Below are 23372 nucleotides of genomic sequence, written 5' to 3'. Positions count from 1 at the left end.
GGCGCGATGTCTTTTGGAGTTGACGCTAGCCGCGGTCCCCCTGGGCCAGGCAGCAGGGTTGTGGGAATGAGGACAGGTCCCCCTGCGGGAGGCGCCCTCAGGACGGGCGCGTCTCAGGACGGCGTGGCGGCCCTGGCCCCCCTGACAATCGGCTGGCTGGGGGGCACCTTTTCAATCACGAGCAGGGCTTCGGCGATGTGGCGGGCCGCCGGCAGGGCCACCGTGGAGCCGTAGGCATTGCCGCCCTGGGGCTCGTCCACCACCACCAGCACCACATAGCTGGTATCGACCCCGGGCAGGATCGCCACGAAGCTGCAGATCCTGGCCCCGGGGATGTACACGCCGTTGCGGGCCTTCTGGGCCGTGCCCGTCTTGCCGGCGATGCGGTAGCCGGGGATCTTCATCCCCTTGCCGTTCTCCACCACCGTCTCCATCCACTTGACCACAGTGCGGGTGACGGCGGGATCGAGCAGCTGGACGCCCGTCGGTGCGGTGGCGCTGGCCAGGGCATCGCCGGAGCGCAGGCCGCGGGTGATGTGGGGGCTCACCAGCTTGCCGCCGTTGGCGAGCATGCCGTGCAGCTGCAGCAGCTTGAGGGGGGTGAGGGAGAAGCCCTGGCCGAAGGCGGCGACCGCCGGCTCAATCGGGGCCGACGTGAATTCGCTGCGGCTCTTGAGCTGGCCGGCCACGGCCCCGGGCAGATCGGTGTCGGGCATCTCGTCGATGCCGAAGGCCCGCAGCCAATGCCAGAAGCGCTCCCGCTTCACCTGGGACATGGCCTTCACCATGGCCACGTTGCTGGAGACCTGAAGCACCGTGGGGAAATCGATCAGGCCGTTGGCACGGCGGTCATGGTTGAAGATCGGCCAGCCGCCGATGCTCAGCTGCCCCACGTCGTTGACCTTGTCGCCGGGGCGGATCGCCTTCTCCTGCAGGGCCAGGGCCAGATTGATGGGCTTGAAGGTGGATCCGGGCTCGTAGAGATCCTGCACCGACCATTCGCGGAACAGGCCGGGGTTGAAGCTCCAGAACTTGTTGGGGTCGTAGCTGGGGGTGGAGGCCAGGGCCAGGATTTCGCCGTTGCGGGCATTCATCACCAGGGCGGCGCCCTGTTTGGCCTTCCACTGCTTCACCTGCTTGCCCAGCGCCTGCTGGGCCACCTGCTGCAGGCGGGCATCGAGGGTGAGCTGCAGGCGCAGGTCGTCACCGTAGAGCGACCCGGCCTGAAGACCGTCAGGAAGGGGGGTGCCGTCGGCGCCGCGTCGCATGCTCATCGTCACCTCCTGGCGGCGCAGGTCCCGGTCGCGGCTCTGCTCCAGGCCGGCCTGGGCGACCCGCTCCAGGTTGAGGAAGCCAACCACATTGGCGAACAGCTGACCCTGCGGGTAAACCCGTTGCGGGTACGCCTCCAGATCGATGCCGCTGATGCCGAGCTCGCGGACCCGATGGGCCGTTTCCGGATCCAGGCCGGTGGCGAGCTTGACGCCGCTGCGGCGGCTGCCGATGCGCTGCAGCAGCTCGCCGGGCGGCCGTGCCAGCACCTTGGAAAGCTCCCTGACGATGTCGACGGGGGGGCGAATCTCCTGGGGTTCGTCGCCGGGGATGTTGAAGTAGCGCGGATGGGCCCAGAGGGTGAACCGCTCCTCATCAAGGGCCACCAGCCGGCCCATCCGGTCGACGATGGTGCGCCGTTTGCCGATGGGGGTGATCGCCTGGGTCTGGATGGCCCTGGCCCTGGCCTGCAGGGCCGGCGCCTGCACCACCTGCAGCCAGGCCAGGCGACCCGCCAGCCCGACCAGGGCGGCGCAGAGCAGCAGATAGACCGCCAGCATCCTTCCGGTGGGGATCGGCTGGATCTCCACCACCCGTCGCGTTGCCGTTCCCTTGGCCCGGCGTCCGCTGCCCGTGCCGGAGGCGACCTGGCTACCGGAGTCGCCGGACTTGGAACGGAACGGGGAAGGCATCAATAGCCGGCCGGAATGGCGCGCAACTGGAAGCCGGCGAGCAGGGGCAGGGAGGTGCGGGGACGGCTGCTGTGGGGCTCGGGCAGGTGGATGAGTTTTTCGCTGCTGGTGGGCTCCAGCAGCCCGGGCCGCCGGACCAGGCTGAGGTGGTGCTGCTCAAGCAGGGCGGAGGACTCCTGCATGCGGTGCTCCAGGGTCTTGGAGGCCTGCAACTGGGCGAAGCTGTAGGCCCACTGGTTCTGCCAGTGGAGGGTGAGGGCACTCAGGCCGAGCATGGAGAGTCCCAGTCCCACCAGGGCGCCGCTGCTGATCCGATGCAGGCCGGCCAGCCAGGGCGCCTGACGTTCGATCTTCCGCGCCGAAAGCGACCCCTCGATCAGATGGAGGGGCCTCAGTCTTGGCAGGGGATTCTGGCTGCGTGGGGCGGGAGAGGCGGCCAATGGACCTGGGAGGCACTGCGCAAGTGAACCACCCCGGGGGGGTGGCAGCAAGCGGTGTCAGTCGGCGAGAAAGAGGAGATTCATGAAGGTCAGCCCGTTCCAGAGGGCATGCATCAGGACGGCGGAACCCAGTCGGCCGCTGCGCCAGCGCAGCCAGCCGAGGCCGAGGCCCAGCACGAACAGCGGCGCCAGCTCCGCCAGGCTCAGGTGGGCGATCGCGAACACGGCCGCACTGAGGATCACAGCTCCGGCGCCACCGAGCCGCAGGCCTGCCACCGGTAGCAAGACACCCCGGAAGAGAACCTCCTCAAACAGGGGGGCCACCACGAGGGCGGTGAAGGCGAAACAGGCCAGGGCTAGGGGATCGGCGCTGGTCAGCACGAGCTCCAGCAGCGGATTGCTGCCCCCGGGGTCGCTCCAGAACCGTTCGATGACCCAGCTGGAGGCGGTCACCACCGGCAGCACCATCAACAGGCTGACGATGGCAGCGCTGAAGGCGGACCCGGCCGGCCGCCACTTCCACTGCAGCCAGCCCCCCGCTGGCCTTGGGGTCCGGCGCGGCAGCATCAGCGCGAGCAGCAGCAGCGGCACGGCCATCAGGGCTGCGTAGAGCACCAGCACCTCAAGGCCCTGGCTGAGGGCCCTCGGAGACTCCAGGCGCTGCAGGGCGAGCTGGAGCGGTGGCTGCACCACGATCGGGACGACGACCTCCCCCAGCACCACGAATCCGCCAGCGATCAGCAGGGTCACATCGACGGGGCTCAAGGGTGGACCCAGCAGCGGCGGCGCGGCGGGCAGCCGTTGACGCCAGGCCATCCAGCCCTGGCGCAGCAGCAGGGCAACCCCCGCCAGCAGAAACAGCGCCGGCAGGATGGTCACCGCCACAAGCATCAGCAGCAGCCGCACGGAACGCTCCTCCGCCGGGCAGGTCCCCTGGCCCCCGGGGAGTTGTTCGCAGACCAGCTGCTGCACCATCAGGGGCGCCGACCAGGGGGCAAGCAACCGCTGCCGCCGCTGGGCGTCCACGGGCCCCCCGTCCAGCAGCGCTTCGATCAGGGGACGCCGCACGGCGTCCACCTGGGTCGCCAGTTGCCGCAGTTCGATGGCATCGATCAGCCCCGCTGGGTCCGCCTCAGAGCGCTCCAGCAGGGCCAGTTCAAGGCGACGCAGGGCCAGCGGCGGTTCTTCGGAGGCCTCCAACTGCCGCCTCAGTTCTTCCGTCAGGTCCTGGCGTGGGGCCTCCCCGGACAGGATTGGCCGCAGGCCCGGCGGGACGGCCTCGGCCGCCAGGGACCCCAGTTCCAGCTGGCGCAGGCTGAGGGAATCCACCACCGACGGCCGCTCCAGGCTGTCGATCAGCCCCCCCAGCCACAGCAGGGCGCAGAGGGCCAGGCTGAGCAGGGCCAGCAGGGATTTCCAGCCTGGTGGTGCGGTGGGGGGTCCGGATCGGGAAGGGGTTCCGTTCAACCGGACCACCTCGGGGGGCAATGGCAGCTGATTCTCCCCTGTCCCTGGCCCCCTGCCCTGACGACGCCCCGCTCCCATACGATGGTTTGGCCTGTGCCACAAGCACCTTGCCCCTTCGCATCGTGCTGGTCCGCCATGGGCTGAGCAGCTTCAACCTGGAGCACCGCATCCAGGGCCGTGACGACCTCTCGAATCTCGCCGAGGCGGGGCAGCTCCAGGCCCGTCGTACGGGAGAGGCCCTGGCGGAACTGGCGTTCGACGCTGTCTACAGCTCGCCGCTGCAGCGGGCCAGCGCCACGGCAGCGGCCCTGCTGGCCAGCCATGGCACTCCGCTGAGCCCGCTCTACGACGACGACCTGCTGGAGATTGATCTGGCCCCCTGGAGCGGCCTGCTGCGCAGCGAGGTGCGGGCCCTCGATCCGGAGCAGGAGCGACGCTGGCGCGAAGCCCCCGAGACCATGGAGCTGCAACGCAGCGACGGCAGCCGTTTTCTGCCGGTGCCGGAGCTGCTGGAGCAGGCGGGCCATTTCGCCGATCGGCTGCTGGCGCGCCATGGGGACGATGACACCGTGCTCGTGGTGGCCCACAACGCCATCCTGCGCTGCCTGGTGCTGCATCTGCTCGGCCTGCCGGCCAGTCGTTTCCAGCGACTGAGGCTGGACAACGCCTCCATTTCGGTGCTCAACCTGATCCGTGGCGAGGGGGGGCGCCCGTCGGTTCAGATCGAGTCCCTCAACGGCACCTCCCACCTGGGTGTGCCCTTGCCGCCGGCCGCAGCGGGCTGCCGGCTGCTGCTGGTGCGCCACGGCGAGACCGACTGGAACCGGGAGGGGCGTTTCCAGGGCCAGATCGACATTCCGCTCAACTCCCATGGCCTGGCCCAGGCCGAGGCGGCGCGGGCCTTCCTGGCCCCGATCCCGCTGCAGCGGGCCTACAGCAGCGACATGGCCCGCCCACTGCGCACCGCCGAGGTGATCCTGGCGTCCCACCCCGGCGTGCCCCTGACCACCAACCGGGGGCTGAGGGAGATCGGCCATGGCCTCTGGGAGGGCCGGCTGGAGAGCGAGATCGCCGCCGGCTGGCCGGAGCTCCTGGCCGCCTGGAAACGCCGTCCCGAAACGGTGCAGATGCCGGAGGGCGAGACCATCGGCGAGGTCTGGGACCGGTCGCTGACGGCCTGGAACCGCATCGCCGCCGGGCTGGGGCCCGAGGAGACGGTCCTGGTGGTCGCCCATGATGCGGTCAACAAGACGATCCTCTGCGCCTTGCTCGGTCTCTCCCCCGCCGACATCTGGACCGTGAAGCAGGGGAACGGCGGTGTCACGGTGATCGACTATCCCCGTGGAGCAACGGCAGCGCCGGTGGTGACTGCCCTCAACCTCACCGCCCATCTGGGGGGCGTGATCGACCGCACGGCCGCCGGCGCCCTCTAGCCGGCCCACCCCCCGAGGCCCCCTGCCATGGTCCGTCAGCTGCTGATCCGCGGGGTGACTCTGCTGGAAGCCCCAGGCCAGCCGCCGCGGCGGGCCGACGTGCTGCTGGACGAGGGCGTGCTGGCCGCGATCGACCCAGATCCGGCGGTGCTGTCGGGGGGGGGCTGCGCGACGGCCGACGGCGGGGGGTGCTGGCTGGGCCCCGCGCTGGTGGATCCCCACAGCGTGCTGGAGGAGCCGCTGCAGGGGCGGGCCGAAACCCTGGCCAGCCTTGGCGAGGCCGCCGCCAGCGGTGGCTACGGCACCGTGGCCCTGCTGCCCTGGGCCCCCACCTGGCGGGACCGGCCCGAGCGGCTGTGCTGGAGCTGGCCCGCGCCCCTGCAGCTGCTGGTCTGGGGCAGCTTCAGCGTCGATGGCCTCGACCGGGAGCTGGCGCCCCATGCCGACCAGCTGGCCGCCGGCGCCTGCGGTCTGGCGGCCGCGGCGACCCTGCCGCCGATCGACCTGCTGGAGCGGGGCCTGAGGCTGGCTGAGATGGGGGATCGACCGGTGCTGCTGCCGCCGCGGGATGGATCCCTGGCCCAGCGGGGCTTCGTGCGGGAGCGGGTGGAGGCCCTGCGGGCGGGGTGGCCCCTCGATCCCCCCGGCAGCGAAACCCTCCCCCTTGAAACCCTGCTCACCCTGGCCGGCGACCTCCCTGACCTGAGCCTGCGGCTGATGCAGGTGTCCACCGCCGAAGCGGTGGCGCGGCTGCGGCGCCAGGCCCGCCCGCCGATGGCCTCGGTGGGCTGGTGGCATCTGGTGGCGGACAGTGGTGGCCTGGATCCGGCCGATGACGGCTGGCTGCTGGAGCCCGCCCTGGGGGGACCGACCGACCGGCGGGCCCTGATCGAGGCCCTGGCCGATGGCGTCATCGGAGCCGTTGCGGTCCACCACGTGGCCCTCGATGCCGAAGAGGAGCTGCTGCCCCTGGATCAGCGACGCCCCGGGGTGGCGGGCCATGGCCTGGTGCTGCCCCTGCTCTGGGAGGAGCTGGTGGGGCGCCAGGGGTGGCAGGCCGAGCAGCTCTGGCAGGCGCTCTGCTGGGGTCCCGCCCGGTTTCTGGGGGTGCCGGAGCCGGCCCTGGCCCCAGGCACGCGCCAGTGGCTGCTGTTCGACCCTGACTGTGCCTGGCGTTGGGCCGACGCACCGGCCGGCTCCCTGGCGGCCAACCGGCCCTGCCGGGAGCGTCAGCTGCAGGGCCGGGTGATCGCCACCGGGCTTACGGATCCGGCTGGCTGGGTTCTGGCAGCGAGCCCGCCGTATTGAAGGGGAAGAAACGCCAGAAGGCGCGGCCGATCAGCTCGGTTTCGGGCAGCAGCGGCCCGCCGGGCCAGAAGCGGGCATCCCAGCTGTTGGCCCGGTTGTCGCCCATCACCACCAGATGGCCGGGGGGCACCACCACGTCGATGGTGCGGCAGGGGCCGACGCCCTGGCGATCGACGGGACAGTAGTTGTGGACGTAGGGCTCGGCCAGGGGGCGGCCATTGATTGTGACCCGGCCGCGGGGATCAGCCACCACCCGCTCCCCGGGCAGGGCGATCACCCGTTTGATGTAGGCGTCGCAGGCCGGCTGCTGGAGGCCTGGCACCGAACCGATCAGGGGAAGGTTGACCAGCAGGCAGCGCAGCCCGCCGGGTTTTGTGGGTCCGGTGAGGATCGGATCGAAGTGGTACGGGGAGCGGAACACCACCACCTCGCCGCGTCTGGGGGGGCGTTGGCGGAAAGTCAGCTTCTCGACCAGCAGCCGGTCCTGAAGCTGCAGACCGGGGAGCATGGAGCCGGAGGGGATGTAGCGGGCCTCCAGCAGGAACTGGCGAATCCCCAGGGCCACCGCCAGGGTGATCAGAACGCTGCGCCAGAAGGCCCAGGGGCTCTCCTGCCGTGCTTCGGGGTGAGGCGGTGTCGCGTCGCGGGCGCCGCCGCCGGGCTGGGGATCCGATGGGCTCAAGGGGTTCGTGCGGCAGGTTCCGTGGTCGGGAGGCAGATTAGGCACGCATCCGCCCGCCGGGTCCCCGATGGCACGCCCACGCTGGCACCAGACCCTGGCCCTGCCCTCCAGTGGCCTGGGCCACCGCTGGGATCGCTTCGTGGCGCTCTGGGCCGCCCTGAATCTGCTGTGGGTGGCCTTCGACGTCACTTACATCCCCCTGCGCACCTTCTGGCTGCAGCGCAACCTCTACCCGCTGCCCTCGGTGCCGCTGGTGGTGCCGCTCACCTTCATCCCCGACATCACCCCCTGGGTGGACCCGATCAAGGGGATCGAGCCGCACCGCGAGACCGAGGCTTACCTGGGCCAGTTCGATCGCTTGGATGGGGCCCTGCGCCAGGGCTCCCCGGGGCAGGTCAGCCCCGCCCAGCAAAAGCTCCTGGCGGACCAGGTGCGGCTCACCGCCGAGATGATCGACTCCAACCCGATGTTGGCCTCGGGCACCTCCGGCACCCTGGAGAAGATCAAGAACCGCCTGCGCCAGCGGGCCGACAAGGACTCGTCCAAAGAGGCAGCGGCGCTGCTGCTGAGCCCCGCCTGGCTCGCCTCCCATCCCTGGGAGCAGGAGCGGCTGTTCTGGCGCCAGCAGGTGCTGCCGCTGGTGGCCACCACCTACTGGCGCTCGATTGATGAGAACGGCCGGCCCACCGACCATTTCTGGCGCTACGACCTGATCCTGTTCCAGAGCGTCTTCGCCCTGGACATCCTGCTGCGGACCATCCGCCTGCGTCGCCGCCTGCCGGGCCTGACCTGGTATCGGGCCCTGCTGCGGCGCTGGATCGACCTGCCCCTGCTGCTGCCCTTCTGGCGCCTGCTGCGGGTGGTGCCGGTGCTGGAGCGGCTGCACACCAGCGGGTTGATCACCATCGAGCCGGTCCGGGCCGTCATCAGCCGCGGCGTGGTGGCCCTGCTGGCGGTGGAGCTGTTCGAGGTGCTGGCCCTGCAGCTGATCGATGGCCTGCAGCAGCTGATCCGCTCGCGACGCTGGCCGATGCGGATCCGGGCCCTGCGCAGCCATCAGACGGTGGTGAGCAACGACGAGCGGGAACTGGTGGAACTGGTGCGCATCTGGGGCCCCCTGCTGCTGGTGCGGGTGGCCCCACGGCTGGCCCCCGAGCTCCAGGGGGTACTGGGCCATGCCCTGCAGCAGAGCCTCCAGAACGCCATCGTGCCGCCGGGTCTGCGGCAGCTCCAGCCCCTGCTGCAGGTGGAGAAGGGGCTCAGCCGCCAGTTGGCCGGAGGAATGGTGGACAGCCTGCTCGACCTCACCCGCAGCACCGGCGAGCGCCTCAGTCGGCGTGATGACCAGCAGCTGGAGTTGCTGCAGCGCTTCATCGACCGCTTCTGGGAGGAGCTGGCCGAGGCCCTCGAGAGTGGGCCGGCCCTGGAACGCTCCCAGCAGCTGCTCTGCACCTTCCTCGAGGAGTTCAAAGGGACTTACCTGAGCCAGATCAGCCGGGCCGGCATCGAAGGACTGATCGAGGAGCTCGACCAACTGATGGTGAAGGGAGCCCAGGAGCAGGGCGAACGCACCGACGCGACCTAGCCGAGCAACTCCTGCCATTCCTCGGCACGGAAGCCGGTGAGGATGCGCCCCGAGGCCGTCACCAGAAAGGGACGCTTGATCAGGCGCCCGTCGGCCGCGAGGGCCGCCAGGGCGGTGGCCGTGTCCATCGCCTTCGCCGTGGCGGCGCCCAGGGCCCGGTAGCTCTGGCCACTGGTGTTGAACAGCCGGCCAAAACCACCCAGCTGACCATGGGCCTCGCTGAGCAGGGCCAGCGACGGCGGATTGGTGGTGATGTCGATGGCTTCGAAGGCCATCTGCCGTTCCCGCATCCAGGCCAGCGCCTTGCGACAGGTGCCGCAGGCGGCGTAGTGATAAATCCGGTGAACGGCCGGGTCAGCCATCGCTGCTTACTTGCGGCCGACCAGAGCCTTGAGGGCACCGACCAGGCTGTTGGAGCCCTTGCCCACGCCGGAGTCCGGCTTGGTGCGGATGGTGACGTCCCCGTTGACGGTGGTGCGGCAGCTCAGGCGGTAGGTGGAGGGCCGATCCGCCAGGTAGACCTCCTCCACATCGCTGCGGGGAGAGAGGTTGCGGGCTCCCTCCACCACTTCCACCACGCAGGTGCCGCACTGGCCGAGGCCGCCGCAGTTGTTGAGATTGTTGAGGCCTGCGTAGGGGTTCACCCCGGCATCCAGGGCCGCCTTGCGGAGATTGGCCCCTTCGATGCAACCAACCTGCTGGCCTTCCTTTTCGAAACGGATGGTGGGCACGGTCGATCGTGGGTGGGGGGCGCCGACCAACTTAGGTCACACCGCGTCCCAACGTTCCCACGTCCGTTGCCTTGGGAAAGGAACGGGACAGCCGGGTGGGCTCCCTACGATGGCTGGGTTGCTTGCAGACCTTGCTCTCTTCCGACCCCTCCCCGGCCCGGCAAGGCACCTACGACCTGGTGGTGCAGCAGCTGATCCCCGGCTATGCCAGCCTCGCTCGCCTGTCGGTGGCCCTGCTGGCCTCCTCCCCCCTGGCGTCGACGCAGGAGTCGGCGGTGCTGGTGGCGGGCTGTGGCACGGGGGCCGAACTGCTCGAGGCTGAGGCCCAGCGGCCCGACTGGCAGCTCACCGCCATCGATCCGTCGGCGGAGATGCTGGCGGTGGCAAGGCAACGGCTGCAGAACAGGGGCCGGATCGACTGGCATCACGCCACGGTGGAGGAACTGGGCGCCGAGTCCCGTTTCGATGGCGCTCTGTCGGTGCTGGTGCTGCAGTCGCTTCCCGACGACGGCACCAAGCTGGCCTTCCTCACCGCCCTAGCCCGCAGCCTCAAGCCCCAGGGACAGCTGGTGCTCGTCGATCTGATGCGACCGGAGCGCTCACCCTTGTCGCCCCAGGTGGCCGAAGCCTGGCGCTGCTTCCAGCGGGCCAGCGGCGTGGATGGCGAGGCGGTGGATCCCACCGCCCAGATCCAGGGTTTCCATCCGATTGGCATCGCTCGACTGACGGCCCTGGTGGAGGCCGCCGGTCTCAGCGATCCGGCGCCGTTTTTCCAGGCCCTCGACTTCCAGGGCTTTCTGCTACAGCGACGGGCCTGAAGCCACGCTCACTGGACTCCTGATGGTCGGGAAGCAGTGGCCTGTCCATGACCACCCCGGCCAGGGGCACCAGGAGCGTGATCAGGCCGAGCAGGAAGCCGGCCACGGCGCCGAAGGGTTGGTCGAAGAACAGGTCGGCGGCGTCATCAACGCCGTTGCCAGAACGAGGGGATCTGGGTCCCGGACTGTCGGGCTCTCCGCTGGGTTCGGCGTCGCCCATGGCGGCGAGGGGGAGGGCTGGGCTGGTGACTCGATCGAATCCGGAGTCGGAAGCGGGACGAACGGGTTGGTGGGCGGGTTGGGCGTGATCCATGCAGTCGTGCAGCGGACGGACCAGTGCACTGGACAGAGAAGAAAGGTTGTTTGAGCGATTCTGACACCGATCGGCCCGATCGGCCCCCTGCCAGCGCATTCGGACAGGGTTGGAGAACTCAGGCCGCGGGCCGTGCCTGGGAGTGTTGCTGGCGGTGCAGCTGGAGGTCGGCGGGGGGGGCTTCGGCCCCATCGAGCTGGGCACGGATCGCCCGCAACTCCTCCAGGATCGAAGCCAGCAGCTGCTGCGTCGCGGTGGAGGGGGAGTTGAGCACCTCCACCGTCACCTCCTTGATGCGCAGCACATCACGGGCGAAGCGGGCGACTTCGTGGGGGTGGAAAACGAGGGGCTCCTTCAGGTCGCTGCGGTACTCGGGATTGAGTTTGCGGGGATTGAAGGGGGGGTTGAGATTGCGCGGGTCGGTGTTGGTGTAGCGGTACACCGAGGCGCGGGATCGGTTCAGGGAACGCTGCACCTCATCGATGCTGATCAGGGTCTCGGCCTCAGCGCCGGACTCAGCCTGCAACGTCTGCGACGGTGTCACCGAAGCTGTCAGAGCCACCGACGCAGGGGGGCCGCCCATGGGTGAGCCGGCCTGGGCAGGGTGAGCAAGCATTGAGACTGGTGTTGGACACGCTGGACTAGCGGCTGACCATAGCAGAGTTTTTCATTGGCGGAAGGCTCTGTGTGAAGGGGGTAAGGCCGTTGCGGTGACTCACTCCTCGTCCCCTCCGCCGTCGGGGTCAGCGGGCCTGCGGTGATAGCGTCCAGCGCCGAGCCGGTCTTTCTCCATGCGCGTCTCCCGCCTGATGCTGGTGACGCTTCGGGACGACCCGGCCGAAGCAGAAATCACCTCCCACAAGCTGCTGCTGCGGGCGGGCTACATGCGCCGGCTGGCACCGGGGATCTTCGCCTATCTGCCCCTGCTCTTCCGGGTGCTCCAGAAGATCTCCGCCATCGTGCGGGAGGAGATGGCCGCCGTCGACGCCCTCGAAACCCTGCTCCCCCAGCTGCAGCCCGCCGATCTCTGGCGCCGCAGTGGCCGCTGGGATGGCTACACCGCCGGGGAGGGGATCATGTTCCACCTGGTGGATCGCCAGGAGCGCTCCCTGGGGCTCGGTCCCACCCACGAGGAGGTGGTCACCGAGCTGGCGGCCGACCTGCTGCGCTCCTACCGCCAGCTGCCGGTCTGCCTCTATCAGATCCAGACCAAATTCCGTGATGAGATCCGGCCCCGCTTCGGTCTGATGCGGGGGCGCGAATTCATCATGAAGGACGCCTATTCCTTCCACGCCGACGAGGCCTGCCTGCGGCGCACCTACGCCGCCATGGACGGGGCCTACCGACGCATCTTCGAGCGCTGTGGCCTGCGGACCGTGGCCGTGGAGGCGGACAGTGGCGCCATCGGTGGCTCCGCCAGCCAGGAGTTCATGGTCACCGCCGAGGCGGGCGAGGACCTGATCCTGGCCAGTCCCGATGGCCGCTATGCCGCCAATCAGGAGCGGGCCGTCTCCTTGCCGGCCCCGCCGGTCCCCCTGGAGGCCGGCGCCTGCAACCCCCTGGCCACGCCCGCCCAGAAGAGCATCGAGGAGCTCTGCGCCGCCCATGGCTTCGACCCCACCCAGACGCTGAAGGTGCTGCTGCTGCAGGCCCGTTTCGCGGCGGCGCCCCCCCGCGGGGTGCTGGTGTGCCTGAGGGGCGACCAGCAGCTCAACGACGTCAAGCTGGCCAACGCGGTGACGGCCCGCTGCCCCGACGCCGGAGCCCTGCTGGAGATCGTGCCGCTGCTGGCCGAGCACCTCTGTGAACCCGTCCCCTTCGGCTTCCTGGGCCCCCATCTGGAGGATCCGGCCCTGCGCCAGGGCGAGGCCCGTGTGGCTGCCCCGCCGCTGCTGCGCCTGGCCGATCCCTCCGCCGCCGATCTCGAGGCGTTCGTCTGCGGGGCCAACCGCAGCGATGAGCACCTGGTGGGCGCGCGCTGGGGTGAGCTCTGCCCTGTCCCTGAGGTGGTGGACCTGCGGGCGGCCCAGCCGGGAGACCGTTGCCTGCACGATCCGTCCCAGCGGCTGGCGGCGGCCCGGGGCATTGAGGTGGGTCACATCTTTCAGCTGGGGCGGAAGTATTCCGAGGCTCTGGAGGCCCGCTTCACCAATGAGGCCGGCAGCGAGGAGCCCCTGTGGATGGGCTGCTACGGCATCGGCGTGTCCCGCCTGGCCCAGGCGGCCGTGGAGCAGAACCATGACGCCGATGGGATCCGCTGGCCCGTGGCGATCGCGCCCTTCACGGTGATCATCGTGATTGCCAGCAGCCAGGATCCGGTGCAGGTGGCCCTGGCCGAGGAGCTCTACGAACGGTTGCGTGGGGGGGGGTGCGACGTGCTGCTCGATGACCGCCCCGAGCGGGCCGGGGTGAAGTTCAAGGACGCCGACCTGATCGGCATCCCCTGGCGATTGGTGGTGGGCCGGGCCGCCGGGGAGCGCAAGGTGGAGCTGGTGGACCGCAGCGGCGACACGGGCAAGCGGGAGTTGACGGCCGATGCCGCCCTCGAGCAGCTGCTCTAGCTCCCGGGTGCATCCCCGTAGGATTTCGGCAGACGCCGTTCCTCCCTTGGTCGCCTTTCTGCGCCGCAGCCTGCTCCGTCCCCTTCTGGCCCTCGGCCTGTGTCTCTGTCTCGGACTGAGCGGTTGCAGCCAGGCCACCGCCGGCCTCAGCGGTAACTACGTCGATGACACCGTCAGCGTGGCCCAGACCCTGCTGACCACCATTGCCCTGCCCCAGGAGGATCCCGCCCACCAGGAGGCGGAGCTGCAGGCCCGTCAGCTGATCAATGGCTACACCGCCCTCTACCGCCCCCGTCAGGACATCCACAGCCTGGCTTCCTTCACCACCATGCAGACCGCGGTGAATTCCCTGGCGGCCCACTACGCCGGCTACGCCAACCGCCCCCTGCCCGAGGCGCTGCGCAGCCGGCTGGAGAAGGAGCTCAAGAAAGCCGAGGCGTCCGCGGTGCGTGGGGCCTGAACCTTTGACGAAGGGGACCCCGATCTGAGAAGCTCTCCCCTTGTGCTTAGAAGCGGCTACGGGCCGCTGTGTCCTTGGCCAATGTTGTCGTCATCGGTGCGCAATGGGGTGACGAAGGGAAAGGCAAGATCACCGATCTGCTGAGTCGGTCCGCCGATGTCGTGGTCCGCTATCAGGGCGGTGTCAACGCCGGGCACACCATCGTCGTTGAGGATCGGATCCTCAAGCTGCACCTGATCCCCTCCGGGATCCTCTATCCGGACACCATCTGCCTGATCGGTTCCGGCACGGTGGTCGATCCCAAGGTGATGCTGGGCGAGATCGACACCCTGCTGGAACTGGAGATCGATGTCTCCGGGCTGAAGCTGGCCTCCACAGCCCACGTGACGATGCCGTACCACCGGCTGCTCGATCTGGCGATGGAGCAGCGCCGGGGTGATCGCCGCATCGGCACGACGGGGCGGGGCATCGGTCCCACCTATGCCGACAAATCCCAGCGCAACGGCATCCGGGTGATCGACCTGCTCGATCCGGACTGTCTGCGCGATCGGTTGCTCGGTCCCCTGGCCGAGAAGAACGACCTGCTCGAAAAGGTCTATGGCCTCCCTGCCCTGGATGCGGACGCGGTGATCGAGGAGTACGCCGCCTACGGACGCCGGCTGGCCCCCCACGTGGTGGATTGCACCCGCACCATCCACGAGGCGGCCCGGGCCCGCAAGAACATCCTGTTCGAGGGCGCCCAGGGCACCCTGCTGGATCTCGACCACGGCACCTACCCCTACGTCACCTCCTCCAATCCCGTGTCGGGGGGCGCCTGCATCGGCGCCGGCGTGGGCCCCACCCTGATCGACCGGGTGATCGGCGTGGCCAAGGCCTACACCACCCGAGTGGGCGAAGGCCCCTTCCCCACCGAACTGGAGGGCAGCCTCAACGACCACCTCTGCGACCGCGGCGGTGAATTCGGCACCACCACCGGCCGCCGTCGGCGTTGTGGTTGGTTCGACGGGGTCATCGGCCGTTATGCGGTGCAGGTGAACGGCCTCGACTGCCTGGCGATCACCAAACTTGACGTGCTCGATGAGCTGGACGAAATCCAGGTGTGCGTGGCCTACGAACTCGACGGCAGCCGCATCGATTACTTCCCCAGCAGCTCGGACGAATTCGCCCGCTGCCGTCCCGTGTTCAAGACTCTGCCGGGCTGGCAGTGCTCCACGGCCGAGTGCCGTGCCCTGGAGGATCTGCCCCCCACGGCCATGGCCTACCTGCGCTTCCTGGCCGAGTTGATGGAGGTCCCGATCGCCATCGTCTCCCTCGGTGCCAAGCGGGATCAGACGATCGTGGTCGAGGATCCGATCCACGGCCCCAAGCGGGCCTTGCTCAGCGTCTGAGCCCCAGCAGCCGCTTCCCCATCCCCTCTTCCCCAGCCCCCCTCCCCTTCCCCTTGATCAGCCCCGCCAAGCGCTTTGACGTCGTCGGCATCGGCAATGCCATCGTCGATGTCCTCGTTCAGGCCGATGACGCCTTCCTTGAGGCCCACGACCTCACCAAGGGCACCATGGCCCTGGTCGACGAATCCCAGGCCGAGCGGCTCTACGCCAGCGTCGGCGCCGGGCTCGAGACCTCCGGCGGTTCGGCGGCCAACACCCTGGCCGGCATCGCCCAGTTGGGCGGACAGGCCGGGTTCATCGGCCGGGTCAGGGACGACCAGCTCGGGGCGATCTTCGCCCACGACATCCGGGCCGTGGGGGCTCGCTTCGAGACGCCCCCCGCCAGCAGCGGACCCTCCACTGCCCGCTGCCTGATCCTGGTCACCCCCGATGCCCAGCGCACCATGTGCACCTACCTGGGGGCGTCGGTGGGCCTGGATCCCGCCGACCTCGATCTGGACATGGTGCGCCAGGCCAAGGTGTTGTACCTGGAGGGCTACCTCTGGGACAGCGAGGAGGCCAAGCGTGCCTTCATCGCCGCCGCCGAGGTGATGCGTGCCAGTGGCGGCGAGGTGGCCCTCTCCCTCTCCGATGCCTTCTGTGTGGAGCGTCATCGCCAGAGCTTCCAGGAGCTGGTCGATGGTCACGTCGATGTGCTCTTCGCCAACGAGACCGAGATCACCTCCCTCTACGAGACCGACAGCTTCGAAGCGGCCGCTGATCAGGTGCGGGGCCGCTGCAAGCTGGCGGCCCTCACCCGCAGCGAGCGGGGGTCCCTGCTATTGAGCGGGGACACCACCCTGGCGATCGAGCCGTTCCAGCTCGGCCCCCTGGTGGATACCACCGGCGCCGGCGACCTCTATGCCGCCGGCTTCCTCTACGGCCACACCAGGGGCGAGAGCCTGGAGCGCTGCGGTCAGCTCGGTTCGCTCTGCGCCGGCCAGGTGGTCACCCAGCTGGGTCCACGCCCCCAGGCGTCCCTGCCGGAGCTGGTGGCCCGCCACCTGGGCTGAGCGGCAGCTGCTGCAGCAACCAGTGGCCATAGGGGCCCTCGCTGCTGGCCTGCCAATGGATCCATTCGGGTGTGTCGTAGCTGTGCAGCTGCCCCAGGGTGCGGCGCAGCGCCTCCAGCCGCTCGGGGCTCGTCTTGAGCAGCAGCTGCACCTCCTCGCTGCGCTCCAGTTGCCCCTGCCAGCGGTACAGCGACAGCACCGGATGCAGGCTGGCGCAGGCCACCAGACCCCGTTCCAGCAGCGCCAGGGCCAGGGCCTCGGCCCGCTCCCGGTCGGCTTCGGTGGTCAGCACCAGGGCCAGGGGGATGGGGTCGCACTCAGGCATGGGGACCACTCTGGCCCAGCCGTTGCAGCAACTCCTGCAGCGGCAGGGCTTGGGCCTGGCCGGGCTCCGGGGGGCGCTCCAGCAGCAGCAGGCGCAGCCCCAGATCGGCGCAGATCCGATGCCACTGGGCTTCGTTGGCGCCGCCGGAGCGGCGGCAGAGCACCGCTTCGATGCCCCAGTGGCGGCAGAGGGCCCGCTCGACGCGGCCATCGCTGCTGGGCCGCAGCGGGGCCAGCCGCTCCGGCGCCAGTCCGGCGGCCAGGGCCAGCGCCAGGGCCTCGCCATGGGGCAGCAGGCGGGCGTGATGCAGGGCCGCCGGCGCCGCCACCACGGCGTCGCCGAGGCGGCGGGCGCCGATCGCCAGCAGCAACCGCTCGCCCGGCCGGCAGTGGGCGCCGAGGCTGGCCAGATCGCCCAGCACCAGCGCGCCCGCCGCGTTGAGATCGGGTCGCTGCAATCGCAGCAGGGGCTGCCCCAGGGCGGCGCAGGTGTGGGCGAGGGCGGCGCTGATGCGGATGGCGAAGGGGTGGGTGGCGTCAATCACCCAGGTGTAGGGCTCCCCCCGGCGTCGGGCTTCGCCCAGGGCGGTGGCGATCCCTGCCTCCGGCCCCTGCGGGCCGCCGATGGCCCCCACGGCCAGCTCCTGGTTGGGGTGGGCGCCGTAGGCCAGGGCGGCGGCCCGGCTCACCACCGACACCTTCAGGCGCCAGCCGCTGGCCAGGAGCCTCTGGGCCAGGGGCGGCCCTTCCCCCGTACCGGCGATCAGCCAGACCCTGCCGCAGCCATTGCCCCCGTCGCGGTCTGAGGAGCCGCCGGAGCGACCGGGCGGACCGACCTCGATCCCGTGGGGAGGATGCATCAGGATGGGCCCTTCCATCCGTTGGTCCTGGCGTGAATCACTGCTTGCTGGAGGTGGAGGTCCTGGAGGCGCCCCAGGTGCGTTACACCCAGGACAACCAGACGCCGGTGGCCGAAATGGCCGTGCAGATCGAGGGCCTGCGGCCCGATGATCCGCCGGGTCAGCTGAAGGTGGTGGGCTGGGGCAATCTCGCCCAGGATCTGCAGAACAGGGTTCAGGTGGGTCAGCGGCTCGTCCTTGAGGGGCGGCTGCGCATGAACACCGTTACCCGGCAGGACGGGACCAAGGAGAAGCGGGTCGAGTTCACCCTGGCGCGGCTCCATCCCCTCAGCCCCGGCGCGGCCGTCCCCCAGGCCCAGAACCAGGCTCCACCAGCCCCTGCCCCCCAGCCGGCGCCCCGTCCCGCTGCCGCTGGCCCGGCCGCGACACCGGCGCCCCGCCGGGCCCCGGCTCCGGCCCCAACGCGCCCCGCCAGCGCCGCGCCGGTCGAGGCGGCGGCGCCCGTGTGGGACACCTCCCCGCTGGTGCCCCTGGGCGACGACGACGACATTCCCTTCTGAGTCCCCTTCTGAGTCGGGTCCTGGCTCAGAGCCGTTCGCCGGCCTGGTCGATCAGCTGACCCAGTTCCCGCTCCAGGGCCGCGAGATCGAGCCGCCACTGGCCCCAGCGGCCGCTGTCGAGCTGGCGCAGCAGCCAGAGCCGGTCTTCGCCCAGCTGGCAGAGCAGTTCGGCCGTTGAAGGGGCTTCCACCGCGCTCCAGGGAGTGTCGGCGGCTGTGCCGGGATCCTCCGGACTGGCGCTGGAGAGATCGGGCTGGCTGTTGGGCTGGCTGGCCATGGAGCTGGCGGGGCGGCGCCCCATCCTGGCCCCCGCTGCTGGACAATGGGGGGATGCAAGCGTTTCTCTCCCCCGGCAGTCTGGTGACCGTGGCTGGTGCCGTCCTCACCGTGATCGGTTCGATCGCCTACGCAACCGACAGCCCCAACATCAGCCTGGCCGGTGTGTTTTATGGCGTGCCGATCCTGCTGGGGGGGCTGGCCCTGAAGTCCTCCGAGTTGCCTCCCGCCGAGCGCCTCACCCCCGCGGCCCAGCTGCGTGATCTGCGTCAGTTGCCTGAGAACGAGCCGCTGCGCAAACTCCTGGCCGACGTCACCCGCTGGCGCTACGGCCAGAAGGCCCACCTGGAAAGTTCCCTCGAAGCCCTCAAGCTCTGGGATGAGGATTCCCCTCCCCAGCTGCTGGCCGTTGAGGAGCTCGACCACGACGGCGGTTATGGGCTGCGCTTCACGATCGACTGCGAGGGGGTGCCGTTCCAGCGCTGGCAGGATCGCCAGGAGCGGCTGGGCCGCTTCTTCGGTCCCGGCCTCACCGCTGATCTGCAACAGGCTGGCCCTGGCCGCCTGAAGCTGAGCCTGCTGCCGGCACCCGCTTCCTCCGACCCGCCCCTCGCCGCCCCCGTCCCTTGAGTCCCGATCGGCACATCAGCTCGGAAGACACCCTGCGGGTGTCCGTGCTCAGTGAAGCCCTGCCCTACATCCAGCGTTTCGCCGGCCGCCGCATCGTCATCAAGTACGGCGGGGCGGCCATGGTGCGTGAAGACCTGCGCGAGGCGGTCTTCCGCGACCTCGCCCTGCTGGCCTGCGTCGGCGTCCAGCCGGTGGTGGTGCACGGGGGTGGGCCGGAAATCAACCAGTGGCTGCAGAGACTGGCGATCGAGCCCCGCTTCCAGGACGGCCTGCGGGTCACCTGCCCCGACACCATGGACGTGGTGGAAATGGTGCTGGTGGGTCGGGTCAACAAGCAGATCGTCAACGGCCTCAACCGGGTGGGGGGCCGGGCGGTGGGCCTCTCCGGCAGCGATGGCGGCCTGGTGCAGGCCCGCACCATGGGCGATGGCACCCTCGGCGTGGTGGGCGATGTGGCACGGGTGGACCCCTCGGTGCTGGGGCCCCTGCTGGCCAGCGGCTACATCCCGGTGATCTCCAGCGTGGCCCCCAATGCCGAGGGCCTGGCCCACAACATCAATGCCGACACCGTGGCCGGGGAGCTGGCGGCGGCTCTGCAGGCGGAGAAGCTGATCCTGCTCACCGACACCCCCGGCATCCTGCGTGATCGCACTGCCCCCACCAGCCTGATCCGCCAGCTCAGCCTCTCGGAGGCCCGCCAGCTGATCACGGACGGTGTGGTGGAAGGCGGGATGACGCCCAAGACCGAATGCTGCATCCGGGCCCTGGCCCAGGGGGTGAAGGCGGCCCACATCATCGATGGCCGGGTGGCCCATTCCCTGCTCCTGGAGGTGTTCACCAACGCCGGCATCGGCACCATGGTGGTGGGCAGCCCCGGCTTGCTGCATGCCTGAGGATCCGCTGGCCGAGGCCCGGCGGGCCCTGGATCGCGGCGAGTACGGCCAGGTGCTGCGGCTGCTGGAGCCCCTCCAGGAGGAGCGTTCGCCGCTCACCGCCGCCGGTGCCGAGCTGCGCCTGCTGATGGCCACCGCCCTGATGGGCCAGGGCCGCACCGACCAGGCCGCCGCCTGCTGCCGGGGCCTGGTGCGTTGCCAGGACCCGACGCTGCGCGCCCAGGCCAAGGCACTGCTGATGGTGCTGGAGGCCCCGGAGCTGCGCCGTCCCAGCAACTGGTCGCTCACCCTGCCGGATCTGGCCGGCACCACCCCCCTCGAAGGGGTCGGCGGCGGTGTGTCCCGTCGCTCGCGCCGGCGCCCCGAGCCACCGCCGCCACCGCCGGTGGGCCCCACCCGGGCCCCGGTCGGCTTCGCGCTGGTGGTGGTCGTGGTGTTGCTGCTGCTGGCCTTCCTGCTGGGGGGCTGCATGGAGGTGCGCACCGAGCTGCGCTTCGAGGGGCCCGGGCGGCTGCAGGTGAGCCACCAGCTGCGCAGCTCCGGCGGCCCGCCGAGCCCCTGGCAGAAGCGGTTCGCCGCGGCGCTGGAGGGGCATGGGCCCCAGATTCCTGCCCCCGGTCCGTTTCGGTTGTCGGAGGGGAGTGGTGAGCAGATCCTCGCCACCCCGGTGTTGCCGGCCGGCCAGGCCCTTGGGGCCCTGGCCGGCAGCCTCAAGGTGGCCGGCCAGCTCAGCGGTGTCGCCCTGGCCGCTCCGCTGGTCCGCTGGGAGGAGCGCAACTGGTTGGTGGGCGTGCGCCAGCACCTTCTGCTCGAGCTTGATCTGCAGCCGCTGGAGGCGATCCCTGGGCTGGATCTGGCGGTCGTCCTGGCCCCGGTGCGGCCAGCGGCCGTCCTGCAGGCGGCCCCCTGCGGTCTCGCCGCTGCCCCTCCAGGCGAGCGGGGCGGCCGCCGTCAGCTGGTCTGGCCCCTGCAGCCCGGTGAGATCAACGTGCTGGAGCTGCGCTGCTGGCGCTGGAGCGGCCTGGGGGTGGGGGCGGCGGCGGTGGGCCTGGTCCTGCCGCTGGTGCTCGCCCTGCAGGCGACTCGCCGCCGCTTGGGCTTCGGGTTGCCGGAACTGCCGGCCTGAGGCCCTCGCCGCCGGCGCCAATCTTCAGAGCTCCAGCGGGTCGGGATCGATCGTCAGGCTGACCCCCTGGGGCAGGGCCCGCCGCAGGTCGCTTTCGGGGGGCAGGGGCAGGACCGCAGTGCCAGGGCCGTGCAGCAGCAGTTGCCAGCGGCTGCGGCCCGCGACCCTGGCCACCGGGGCTGGCGCCGGCCCGATCAGCACCCAGCCGGCCTTCTCCAGGGCGGGGCGGATTCTTTCGGCCAGGGCGGCGGCGGCGGTGGCGGTGCCGCTGGCGCTGGGACCGGCCAGTCGCAGCAGGCAGGCCCGCCCGAAGGGCACCATGCCCCCCTGGCGCCGCAGCTCCAGCTCCTCGGCCAGGAAGGCCCCATAGCGGCCGTCCACCAGGTGCCGGATCACGGGATGGTTGGGGCTGTAGGTCTGCACCAGCACTTCGCCGGGGCGTTCGCCCCGACCGGCCCGGCCGGCGAGCTGCAGCAGCAGCTGCAGGCACTGTTCTGAGGCGCGCAGGTCCGGCCGGTGCAGCAGGCCGTCGGCCGCCAGCACCGCCGCCAGGGTCACCGCCGGCAGGTCCATGCCCTTGGCCAGCATCTGGGTCCCCACCAGCACATCCGCCTCGCCGGCCGCGAAGCGTTCCAGCAGGCGGCGATGGCCATCCCGCCCCCGGGTGGTGTCGCGGTCGAAGCGGATCAACCGCAGGCCCTCCAGCTCCGTGGCGAGCTGCTCCATCACCCGCTGGGTGCCGGCACCGAAGGGTTTGAAGGCGGTGGAGCCGCAGTGGCCGCAGCGGTCGCCCATCTCCTGGCGGTGGTCGCACCAGTGACAGCGCAGCCATTCCCGGCCCTCCTGGCCGCCGGCCCGGGCGCCGCGATGCACGGTCAGGGCCACGTCGCAGTGGGGGCAGAGCACCACCTCGCCGCAGCTGCGGCAGCTCAGGAAGGAGCGGTAGCCGCGCCGCGGCACCAGCACGACGGCCTGCTCGCCCGTTTCCTGCAGCTTCTCCAACCGGGCCATCAGGGGGCGGCTGATCAGGCGGCGATGGCCGTCGACCAGCTCCTGGCGCATGTCCACCAGCCGCACCGGCGGCAGGGGCCGCTGGCCGATGCGCTCCGGCAGCGGCAACAGGCGGGTGTCGCCGGGCAGGCCCTGCGGCCCCGGCTGGCAGCGCCACCAGGTTTCCAGCGAGGGCGTGGCACTGCCGAGCACCAGCCTGGCCCCGGTCTGGTGGGCCCGCAACCGGGCCACCTCCCGCGCGTGGTAGCAGGGCATGGGGCTCTCCTGCTTGTAGGAGGCGTCGTGTTCCTCATCGAGCACGATCAGGCCCAGGTGGCCCAGTGGCAGGAAGACGGCGGAGCGGGTGCCGACGGCGAGGCAGGGCTCCTGGTGCAGGGCGGCCTCGAGGCAGCGGCGCCAGGCCACGACCCGCTCGCCATCGCCCATGCCGCTGTGATATTCAATCACCGTCACGCCGAAGCGCCGCCGGCAGCGATCCAGCAGCTGGGGGATGAGGCCGATCTCCGGCGCCAGGACCAGCACGCTGCGCCCCGCCGCCAGCTCCCGGGCCGCGGCCTGCAGGTAGACCTCGGTCTTGCCGGATCCGGTCACCCCCCACAGAAGCAGGGCCTGGCCGGGTGGGGCGTCGGCGATCGCCGCCATCGCCTCGGCCTGGGCTGGGCTGGCCCGCTGGGGGAGCTCCAGGGGGGTGGCCCCAGCGCCGCTGGCCCGCGCCGGGCCGCGGCCGGACTCCTTCAGGAGCAGCCCGCGGCGCTCCATCGTGCCGATCAGGCTGCGTCCGAAGCCGGCCTCCTGGACCAGATCACGCAACAGCCGCGCTCCCCCGTGGCTGGCCAGATGGTCCACCAGTTCCTGCTGGCGGGGGTGCCTGGCCACCGCGCTGGTGTCCGGGTTGAGCCGCACCGTCCAGAGGATCCGCCCCTGGCCCGCGGGCGCCCGGCGGGCCTGTCCCAGCCAGCCGGGCGGCAGGGCGCTCTTCAGGGTGCGGAACAGGCCGGTGTGGCATTGCCGGGCCACCGCCTCAAGCAGGGCCTGCCAGTGGGGATCGATCGCGGCGCTCTGCAGCACCGCTTCCAGCGGCAGGATCGTCCGTCCCTCCATGGCCGCCGGGCAAACCGTCGCCGTGGCCACCACCAGGCCGGTGTGGGGCCGCCCCTGGAGACGGACCCGCACCAGGTCGCCCACGCCGATGCCGAGGGCTTCGGGGTTGGCGTAGGTGAAGATCCGCCCCTCCCGGCCGGCTTCCAGCCAGACCTCCAGCCAGCCTGGAGCGGCTGTCCCGAGCAGAGGGGGGGTGGAGCTGGCTAGCAATCTTGCAAAGATCTCACGCCATTCCTAGGATGGCGGAGTTGGGCCGCTCGCAAGGCGGCTGTCGGAACCGAGCAGAGTTCCGTCCACAGGGAAGACCCGCTGAGGATGCAGGGATTTACTCCTTTGCCATTTCTCCGGTCTGAGACCACCCGTGACAGCCCTGCACCGGCTCTGGCCGT

23 protein-coding genes are annotated in these 23372 nt (G+C 70.6%); 12 read left to right on the top strand and 11 right to left on the bottom strand.

All coding sequences use genetic code 11. The features are described 5' to 3' along the window. Positions 1–113: 113 nt before the first annotated feature. From KBZ33_RS03400 to KBZ33_RS03390, 3 genes are read right to left on the bottom strand one after another with little or no spacing between them, the layout of a single operon-like run. Positions 114–1964 carry a peptidoglycan D,D-transpeptidase FtsI family protein gene (locus KBZ33_RS03400; RefSeq protein ID WP_396107855.1) on the bottom strand — a complete coding sequence of 617 codons (1851 nt, stop codon included), beginning with the start codon at positions 1962–1964 and terminating at the stop codon, positions 114–116. After that, positions 1964–2404, bottom strand: coding sequence for a hypothetical protein (locus KBZ33_RS03395; RefSeq protein WP_254950366.1), 441 nt, complete (start codon positions 2402–2404; stop codon positions 1964–1966). Before KBZ33_RS03395 ends, KBZ33_RS03400 begins: the two co-directional genes overlap by 1 nt. A gap of 57 nt (positions 2405–2461) precedes the next feature. Then, entirely contained in the window at positions 2462–3871 is a 1410-nt protein-coding gene (locus tag KBZ33_RS03390; RefSeq protein ID WP_254950368.1) for a CPBP family intramembrane glutamic endopeptidase, read from the bottom strand. A 107-nt stretch (positions 3872–3978) separates the two neighbouring features. Between KBZ33_RS03390 and KBZ33_RS03385 the strand changes: the two genes are divergently transcribed. After that, positions 3979–5304, top strand: coding sequence for a histidine phosphatase family protein (locus KBZ33_RS03385; protein WP_254950370.1), 1326 nt, complete (start codon positions 3979–3981; stop codon positions 5302–5304). Positions 5305–5331: 27 nt separating this feature from the next. Then, the gene (locus KBZ33_RS03380; protein WP_254950372.1) at positions 5332–6612 is read left to right on the top strand and encodes a dihydroorotase; all 1281 of its coding nucleotides are present in this window, start codon (positions 5332–5334) and stop codon (positions 6610–6612) included. On the opposite strand, the gene lepB is transcribed toward KBZ33_RS03380, so the two are convergent. Beyond that, positions 6566–7294, bottom strand: coding sequence for a signal peptidase I (gene lepB, locus KBZ33_RS03375; RefSeq protein WP_254950374.1), 729 nt, complete (start codon positions 7292–7294; stop codon positions 6566–6568). The two genes, KBZ33_RS03380 and lepB, sit on opposite strands and share 47 nt — an antisense overlap. A 67-nt stretch (positions 7295–7361) precedes the next feature. Between lepB and KBZ33_RS03370 the strand changes: the two genes are divergently transcribed. Further along, positions 7362–8879: a hypothetical protein gene (locus KBZ33_RS03370; protein WP_254950376.1), complete on the top strand. Its 1518-nt coding sequence runs from the start codon at positions 7362–7364 to the stop codon at positions 8877–8879. On the opposite strand, the gene KBZ33_RS03365 is transcribed toward KBZ33_RS03370, so the two are convergent. Both KBZ33_RS03365 and KBZ33_RS03360 read right to left on the bottom strand, forming a co-directional pair. After that, positions 8876–9241 (bottom strand): Spx/MgsR family RNA polymerase-binding regulatory protein, encoded by a 366-nt coding sequence (locus tag KBZ33_RS03365; RefSeq protein ID WP_254950377.1) that lies wholly within the window; start codon positions 9239–9241, stop codon positions 8876–8878. The two genes, KBZ33_RS03370 and KBZ33_RS03365, sit on opposite strands and share 4 nt — an antisense overlap. A 6-nt stretch (positions 9242–9247) precedes the next feature. Next, positions 9248–9610 (bottom strand): 2Fe-2S iron-sulfur cluster-binding protein, encoded by a 363-nt coding sequence (locus KBZ33_RS03360; RefSeq protein ID WP_254950379.1) that lies wholly within the window; start codon positions 9608–9610, stop codon positions 9248–9250. Between the two features lie 131 nt (positions 9611–9741). Between KBZ33_RS03360 and KBZ33_RS03355 the strand changes: the two genes are divergently transcribed. Then, positions 9742–10428 (top strand): class I SAM-dependent methyltransferase, encoded by a 687-nt coding sequence (locus KBZ33_RS03355; protein WP_254950381.1) that lies wholly within the window; start codon positions 9742–9744, stop codon positions 10426–10428. Between the two features lie 431 nt (positions 10429–10859). On the opposite strand, the gene KBZ33_RS03350 is transcribed toward KBZ33_RS03355, so the two are convergent. After that, positions 10860–11285 (bottom strand): hypothetical protein, encoded by a 426-nt coding sequence (locus tag KBZ33_RS03350; protein ID WP_255011519.1) that lies wholly within the window; start codon positions 11283–11285, stop codon positions 10860–10862. Between the two features lie 247 nt (positions 11286–11532). On the opposite strand from KBZ33_RS03350, the gene KBZ33_RS03345 reads away from it, so the two are divergent. From KBZ33_RS03345 to KBZ33_RS03330, 4 genes are all read left to right on the top strand, one after another. Then, positions 11533–13302, top strand: a complete 1770-nt coding sequence (locus tag KBZ33_RS03345) for a proline--tRNA ligase (RefSeq protein ID WP_254950385.1) — start codon at positions 11533–11535, stop codon at positions 13300–13302. Positions 13303–13348: 46 nt separating this feature from the next. Next, positions 13349–13762 carry a photosystem II protein Psb27 gene (gene psb27, locus KBZ33_RS03340; RefSeq protein WP_254950387.1) on the top strand — a complete coding sequence of 138 codons (414 nt, stop codon included), beginning with the start codon at positions 13349–13351 and terminating at the stop codon, positions 13760–13762. A gap of 74 nt (positions 13763–13836) precedes the next feature. After that, positions 13837–15150 carry an adenylosuccinate synthase gene (locus KBZ33_RS03335; protein WP_254950389.1) on the top strand — a complete coding sequence of 438 codons (1314 nt, stop codon included), beginning with the start codon at positions 13837–13839 and terminating at the stop codon, positions 15148–15150. Between the two features lie 56 nt (positions 15151–15206). Next, positions 15207–16202 carry an adenosine kinase gene (locus tag KBZ33_RS03330; protein ID WP_396107891.1) on the top strand — a complete coding sequence of 332 codons (996 nt, stop codon included), beginning with the start codon at positions 15207–15209 and terminating at the stop codon, positions 16200–16202. On the opposite strand, the gene cutA is transcribed toward KBZ33_RS03330, so the two are convergent. Both cutA and KBZ33_RS03320 read right to left on the bottom strand, forming a co-directional pair. Beyond that, positions 16138–16527: a divalent-cation tolerance protein CutA gene (cutA, locus tag KBZ33_RS03325; RefSeq protein ID WP_254950393.1), complete on the bottom strand. Its 390-nt coding sequence runs from the start codon at positions 16525–16527 to the stop codon at positions 16138–16140. The two genes, KBZ33_RS03330 and cutA, sit on opposite strands and share 65 nt — an antisense overlap. Continuing rightward, a complete protein-coding gene (locus KBZ33_RS03320; protein ID WP_254950394.1) occupies positions 16520–17386 on the bottom strand; it encodes a precorrin-6A/cobalt-precorrin-6A reductase in 867 nt (288 codons plus the stop codon). The genes cutA and KBZ33_RS03320 overlap by 8 nt, the downstream gene beginning before the upstream one ends. Positions 17387–17418: 32 nt before the next feature. On the opposite strand from KBZ33_RS03320, the gene KBZ33_RS03315 reads away from it, so the two are divergent. Further along, on the top strand, positions 17419–17946 hold the full coding sequence (locus KBZ33_RS03315) for a single-stranded DNA-binding protein (protein ID WP_254950396.1): 528 nt from the start codon (positions 17419–17421) through the stop codon (positions 17944–17946). A 25-nt stretch (positions 17947–17971) separates the two neighbouring features. Here KBZ33_RS03315 and KBZ33_RS03310 read toward each other — a convergent pair whose 3' ends face one another. Further along, positions 17972–18247 carry a hypothetical protein gene (locus KBZ33_RS03310; protein WP_255011533.1) on the bottom strand — a complete coding sequence of 92 codons (276 nt, stop codon included), beginning with the start codon at positions 18245–18247 and terminating at the stop codon, positions 17972–17974. A gap of 29 nt (positions 18248–18276) precedes the next feature. Here KBZ33_RS03310 and KBZ33_RS03305 point away from each other — a divergent pair, with 29 nt between their 5' ends. From KBZ33_RS03305 to KBZ33_RS03295, 3 genes are read left to right on the top strand one after another with little or no spacing between them, the layout of a single operon-like run. Continuing rightward, positions 18277–18852 (top strand): DUF2854 domain-containing protein, encoded by a 576-nt coding sequence (locus KBZ33_RS03305; protein WP_254950398.1) that lies wholly within the window; start codon positions 18277–18279, stop codon positions 18850–18852. Continuing rightward, a complete protein-coding gene (gene argB, locus KBZ33_RS03300; protein ID WP_254950400.1) occupies positions 18849–19745 on the top strand; it encodes an acetylglutamate kinase in 897 nt (298 codons plus the stop codon). The genes KBZ33_RS03305 and argB overlap by 4 nt, the downstream gene beginning before the upstream one ends. Further along, on the top strand, positions 19738–20871 hold the full coding sequence (locus KBZ33_RS03295; protein ID WP_254950401.1) for a DUF3153 domain-containing protein: 1134 nt from the start codon (positions 19738–19740) through the stop codon (positions 20869–20871). The genes argB and KBZ33_RS03295 overlap by 8 nt, the downstream gene beginning before the upstream one ends. Positions 20872–20895: 24 nt before the next feature. Here the strand turns inward: KBZ33_RS03295 and priA are convergent, their stop codons facing one another. Then, the gene (gene priA, locus KBZ33_RS03290; RefSeq protein ID WP_254950402.1) at positions 20896–23193 is read right to left on the bottom strand and encodes a primosomal protein N'; all 2298 of its coding nucleotides are present in this window, start codon (positions 23191–23193) and stop codon (positions 20896–20898) included. Positions 23194–23372: the final 179 nt, after the last annotated feature.

This window comes from Cyanobium sp. Cruz-8D1 (genome assembly GCF_024345975.1).
Taxonomy (GTDB): Bacteria; Cyanobacteriota; Cyanobacteriia; order PCC-6307; family Cyanobiaceae; genus Cyanobium.
Note: the sequence above shows the minus strand (reverse complement) of the source record. Positions and strands in the feature narration are given on the sequence as shown.